General features: G+C 54.7%; 6 protein-coding genes. 2 read left to right on the top strand and 4 right to left on the bottom strand.

Translation table 11 applies throughout. The features are described from left to right. The 4 genes from K5905_RS27255 to K5905_RS27270 form a co-directional block, all read right to left on the bottom strand. Entirely contained in the window at positions 1 to 828 is an 828-nt protein-coding gene (locus tag K5905_RS27255) for an RNA polymerase sigma factor (protein ID WP_297590180.1), read from the bottom strand. Further along, complete coding sequence (locus K5905_RS27260; RefSeq protein ID WP_297590183.1) at positions 821 to 1243, bottom strand: hypothetical protein; 423 nt, start codon at positions 1241 to 1243, stop codon at positions 821 to 823. The genes K5905_RS27255 and K5905_RS27260 overlap by 8 nt, the downstream gene beginning before the upstream one ends. Positions 1244 to 1334: 91 nt before the next feature. After that, positions 1335 to 2558 carry a DUF899 family protein gene (locus K5905_RS27265; RefSeq protein ID WP_297590186.1) on the bottom strand — a complete coding sequence of 408 codons (1224 nt, stop codon included), beginning with the start codon at positions 2556 to 2558 and terminating at the stop codon, positions 1335 to 1337. Next, entirely contained in the window at positions 2555 to 2878 is a 324-nt protein-coding gene (locus K5905_RS27270) for a helix-turn-helix transcriptional regulator (RefSeq protein WP_297590194.1), read from the bottom strand. Before K5905_RS27270 ends, K5905_RS27265 begins: the two co-directional genes overlap by 4 nt. A gap of 157 nt (positions 2879 to 3035) precedes the next feature. On the opposite strand from K5905_RS27270, the gene K5905_RS27275 reads away from it, so the two are divergent. Beyond that, positions 3036 to 3686 carry a glutathione S-transferase family protein gene (locus K5905_RS27275; protein WP_297590189.1) on the top strand — a complete coding sequence of 217 codons (651 nt, stop codon included), beginning with the start codon at positions 3036 to 3038 and terminating at the stop codon, positions 3684 to 3686. Between the two features lie 122 nt (positions 3687 to 3808). Then, on the top strand, positions 3809 to 4711 hold the full coding sequence (locus K5905_RS27280; protein ID WP_297590192.1) for a DMT family transporter: 903 nt from the start codon (positions 3809 to 3811) through the stop codon (positions 4709 to 4711). The last annotated feature ends 308 nt before the right edge of the window (positions 4712 to 5019 follow it).

Raw genomic sequence — 5019 nt, forward strand, 5'->3', positions numbered from 1 at the left:
TTAGGTTTCGCAGGCACTTTCTTCTTCTCCACATCCGGATACCGGATCGATTGAGCCGGTTCCGGTTTCTTCAATTTCCTTGGTTCGTCGCCAGAATATATCGTGCAGTCTGGTCATGGAGCCAGGTTCCGATAAGCGGACGATAGCCATCCGGTCGGCGAATGCGGATATGTCCGGGAAATTGTTCCGGCTGTCCTTGCCTTCCGCAGCCATCTTCAGACCCGCGCATTGGTGGCAGATCCCCTGCTTGCCGACAAGCGCGCACAAGCCCTCGAATTTGTCCTGCATCGCACGACGAGCTGCAGACAGCCGGTGCCTGAGTACTGCGTCTGAAATGCCAAGTACGTTGGCAGCTTCGCGCGCAGACAGATCCATGACGTCTCTGAGGACAAGTGCTGCCTGCTCGTCCGCAGGCAGTGATCTGCCGACACAGGTGAAGCAATAGGAAATGTGTTCCTGTATCTGGAATTGGAACTCGGGATCCGACATGGTGCCGATCACTTCACCAGCGAGTTCCTCCGACGCTGCACACGCATTGGCGTAGGCCACCTGAGCCTGTGCGCGCCATCTCTTCTGCGCCCGCAGGTGATCGATGGCGGTGCGGGTGACAATTGATGTCACCCAGGTGCTGAAGCTGGCGCGTTGCTGATAGCCTTTGATACTGGACCATGCTTTTGCCAGCGCCTCTTGCAGAATGTCTTCGCTGTCTTCCGGGTGGCCCACAAGTTTCCGGACGATCCGGCGCAGCTTTGGCAGATCTGCTTTCACAAGTTCTGAAAAGGCCGCCTGATCACCTTGCTTTGCTCTTGAAATCAGATCGTCAGGCATGGCTTGGATCCCGTTTGCACGCAATGCCGCCAAATATGGCTCCCATGGCAAAAAAGACAAATCCCGGCAGGGCTTCAAAGAGTGACAGGTAACCGGGAACGATCAGAAACAGGATCAAGCCCAGTTCGACAAGTGCGACGCTCGCTGTGTTGATCGCCAGTCCTGCCTGGGAGTTCGACCAATTCATTTTCGCAGCGACACCCAGAACGACGGCGCCTGACAATGCCAAAAGGTAGGAAAAGTAGGCGAGGACAGCACCGGTTGCACCAGGTAGGTGAGTACCATCATGGCCATATACGGCATAACCGATTGCGGGACCGTCGAAGATTGCGGTGAACAGAATGAAGCCGGCCCCGGCTATGTGTAACAGACCCCAGAGGCCAAACCCGATTGCACCCAGTTTCGCATAGTTCATCATGGAACCTCCTGTTGTTTCCATGATGTTTGACGATTGCTATGCGAAACTTCGCCAAGGCATTGATATTTAATGGTTCTGAACGAGTGGATTACTCTTCGGCGCCGTACATGTCCCGCCGTCTGACCCATGCCATCGGATAGGAGAGGCCTTCTTCGTGACGGCCCATTGGGGTTAGGTCCAGGAGATTGTAGGCCATGTTGAGCATGTCGAGGCCGCGGCCATAGGTGGAGTAGCTGTGGCCGATGCGCCCATCATCCAGTTTCAAAAACGTGCTGACGCCGGGCAGTTCTTCGGCGAACACGTTGCCTGAATAATTGTAGCCGTTTCCGGTCGGGTCTTCCTTGCCGGGGAAGGTGACACCATAATCAATGTTGAAGCCGTTTCCGTCAGTCGAAACCCAATTGAAGGTCCAGCCGAGGCGTTTTTTGTAGGCCTGCAGTGTTTCAAGCGGCGCATTTGAAATTGAAACCAATGCGGTATCGCGTGCGGCAAGATGTTTGTCGAGGCGTTCATAATTGTCAGCCCAGAAGGAGCAACTCGGGCAGCCTTCTTCCCAGGTCTCGCCGAACATGAAGTGATAGACGACCAGTTGCGGATGGGGCCCGAACAGGTCGGAGAGCGATTTTTTCCCAGCCTCGGTATCAAAGACATAGTCCTTTTCGACCAGCACCATAGGCAATTCCCGACGGGCGGCAGAAAGCGCGTCGCGTTCCCGGGTGAAGGCTTTTTCCTTTGCAAGGAGGGTTTTGCGGGCACCAAGCCATTCGTCCCGGCTGACAAAGTTGGGTGAAGTCATGTCTTCCTCCTGAAGGTTTGGGCGTGAGTTCGAAACAAAACCGGCAAGCCGACCGAAGCAACCATTCCAGCCGCCGCCAACACCCCTGCGGGCATCTTCGGTCTTGATGGCTTCATGGTGCAGCTTCACCTCGGTTGCCTTCCCGGCCTGTGTGAAGGTGACGATGACCCTTGAAGCATCGGTTGCTTCGCGAGAACCGTCGGCAAATTCCTGAACGTGCCGCCAGCTGAATTCCAGTCGATGGGGCGGGTCGATTACAAAGTATTCGCCCTCAAAATGGATTTGTTTTTCCTGCGTGCGGTCAATGATGAAGCACCATTTCCCGCCGACCTTCAGATCAATCTCCGCCGAAACCAGTCCCCCTGGTTTCGGAATGAACCAGCAGCTGACATCTTCCGGTGCCGTGAAGGCCTTGAAGACACGGGCTGGATCGGCCCGGAAAAGGCCTTCTACAATGACCGGCTCGTGTCCGGGGGGCGACTTCAGAAATTCCTTTTCAGACTGCTGAACTGTCATTTTTCGGTCTCTTCCTTGGCGAGATGTCTGGCAAGGGCGTCAAACCGGTCGATCCAGAAAGTCTCGTATTTGCTGAGCCAGTCTACGGCTTCCTTGATTGGTGTGCCACGCAGGCGGCAATGCCGGGTGCGTCCGCGTTTTTCGATGTCGACAAGGCCGGCATCCGACAATACGCGCAAATGCTTGGATACTGCCGTCAGTGACATGTCGAAAGGAGCGGCCAGGTCCGAGAGGGTTGCTTCCCCATCAGCAAGCCGGGCAACAATGGCCCTGCGGGTGCCGTCGCTCAGCGCTGAAAATGTGGCATCAAGTTGCGGCATCTGCTGCACAGTCATAAAGTGAACCTTTTGGTTGACTATCATCTCGCTTCATTATAGTCAACTAAATGGTTGAGTAAAGCGTCGTCATGGTTGCGGTACTCTTCCCTGGCCGTGTTCGGACTTTCCGGGCAGCGCGCCGGCAACAGGAGAGAATTCGATGAAACTGTATGTAACCGACTTGTCCCCCAACAGCCGCCGGGTGCTTGGGGCCGTTCATCATCTCGGGCTGGAAGGCGAAACCGAAATTCAGAAGTTCAATCTCATGGCGGGAGAACATCAAACGGATGAATTCCGGGCGATTAATCCCAATGTGAAGGTGCCGGTTCTGGTCGATGGTGACCTCACGCTCTGGGAGGCCAACCCAATCGTCATTTATCTGAGTGACCGGAAGGGCGCGGAATCGTTTTGTCCATCCGCACCGCGAGACAGGATCGAGATCCTGCGTTGGCAATCCTGGGAAGTTCAGCATTTCAACAAGGCTCTTGGAGACATTGTCTGGGAAACGGTTGCCAAACAGTTCTTCGGCCTTGGTGCTCCGGATGCCGAGAAAATCGAAGCAGGACAGCAGAATTTTCGCCGTTTTGCGGCCGTCCTGGAGGATCAGCTGGCCAATCAGGATTATGTGCTCGGCAATAACGTGACGGCCGCCGATTTTGCCGTCGGCAGTCACTCGGCACTTGCCCTGCATCCTCATTCAGAGGTGCCTCTGTCAGAGTTTCCCAAGGTTGAAGCCTGGCTTCACCGACTGGAGGCGCTTCCGGCCTGGGCGAAAACCGCTCCGGAAAAACCGGCTGAAGCTGCTGAATAGGCGTTCGATTTTTCGGACCAACCGTATTGCGGTTCAACTCGCATCCCGTGTTTCCTCATGATTTCACTCATGCAACACGGTGACCATTGCCGCTGACAGGGCCAGCCATTAGGCTGGCTCTCATGGCGCGACCTTATTTCATCTCACTTTGCTTCGGTGTCTTTGCTGCTTTTTTGATGGGACTGAATTCTGTCTTTGTCAGATATCTGACCGCAGATATGCACGGACTGCAGATTGCGGTTTTTCGTCTGTGGATCGCTTGTGGCGTCATTTATTGCCTGTTGAAACTGGCCGGTCATAAATTCAGCATCTTTCCTTACAATCGCTATCATTGTCTCGCGGTTGCCGGGTTTACGCTGAATTACATCACGTTCCACATCGGTCTGGAGAGCACCGGTGCTACGAATGCGATGGTGCTGGAAAATACGGCCCCTTTTTTTGTCCTTTTAATGTTGGTCGTGGCACGTCTGGAAAAGGTGCGCTGGTCGGACGGAGTGGCAACTTTCTTGGCTCTGACCGGTGTCTACCTCACCGTCCGGCATGATTTTGAAATCGGCACTTCCGGCCAGATCGGTGACTTGTGGGAATTGGGGGCAGGGCTCAGTTGGGCCATGTTCACCATCGGTAGTGCTGCTTCGGTCAAGCAGACCAGGTCGACAATGGACCGCATGGCAGTTCTCTTGAAAATACTGCTTCCGTGCGGCCTGGTCTTGACACCGTCGCTGGCGCTGTATCCGCTTTCGGTCGATGTGACGGATGTGTCCGTGTTGCTGACGCTTGGTGTTTTCTCAACCGCGCTTGGTTATTTCCTCTGGTATGAGGCCATGACGGGTGTTTCATCGATCACAGCATCTTTGCTGGTCGTACTGTCCGTTGTGTTTACGTTTGTTGTCGCGTTTTTCGCCCTGGACGAACAGATCACCCGGGACATGCTGATCGGGGCAAGCTTGATTATTCTCGGTGTCATCCTGCCGGGCCTTGTCCAAGGCCAGTCGCAGAAGACTGCAGCCGATGAAACCGGCTGACGAGCAAGCAACTCGGGACGGATAGGCGAAAGCTGCCGGATTTGCACCTGTACGCCGCCTCGCAAGACCCAGTCAGGCATCCTGGTGAGGACTTCCGAAACGTAATTGTATGCGTTGTCGGATGGATTTCTGTCCGCTAGCATTCCGTCATGGATATTGCATCTTCGAAACGTGCGCTTGGCTTCGGAGTCCTGGCCGCACTTTTATTCGGCACTCATAGTGTGATCGCCAGATTTTTGACGAGCGATCTTCACGGCCTTCAAATCGCCGTTTCCCGTCTTTGGATCGCAAGTGCCATTCTGTTCTTG

The sequence above is a fragment of the Roseibium sp. genome, from assembly GCF_025698965.1.
In the GTDB taxonomy this organism is placed as follows: domain Bacteria; phylum Pseudomonadota; class Alphaproteobacteria; order Rhizobiales; family Stappiaceae; genus Roseibium.

What these genes read in the sequence shown, in the direction of transcription:
- K5905_RS27255 (WP_297590180.1), bottom strand. Translation starts at nt 828, where the DNA reads ATGCCTGACGATCTGATTTCAAGAGCAAAGCAAGGTGATCAGGCGGCC.
- K5905_RS27265 (WP_297590186.1), bottom strand. Translation starts at nt 2,558, where the DNA reads ATGACAGTTCAGCAGTCTGAAAAGGAATTTCTGAAGTCGCCCCCCGGA.
- K5905_RS27270 (WP_297590194.1), bottom strand. Translation starts at nt 2,878, where the DNA reads ATGCCGCAACTTGATGCCACATTTTCAGCGCTGAGCGACGGCACCCGC.
- K5905_RS27280 (WP_297590192.1), top strand. Translation starts at nt 3,809, where the DNA reads ATGGCGCGACCTTATTTCATCTCACTTTGCTTCGGTGTCTTTGCTGCT.
- K5905_RS27260 (WP_297590183.1), bottom strand. Translation starts at nt 1,243, where the DNA reads ATGAACTATGCGAAACTGGGTGCAATCGGGTTTGGCCTCTGGGGTCTG.
- K5905_RS27275 (WP_297590189.1), top strand. Translation starts at nt 3,036, where the DNA reads ATGAAACTGTATGTAACCGACTTGTCCCCCAACAGCCGCCGGGTGCTT.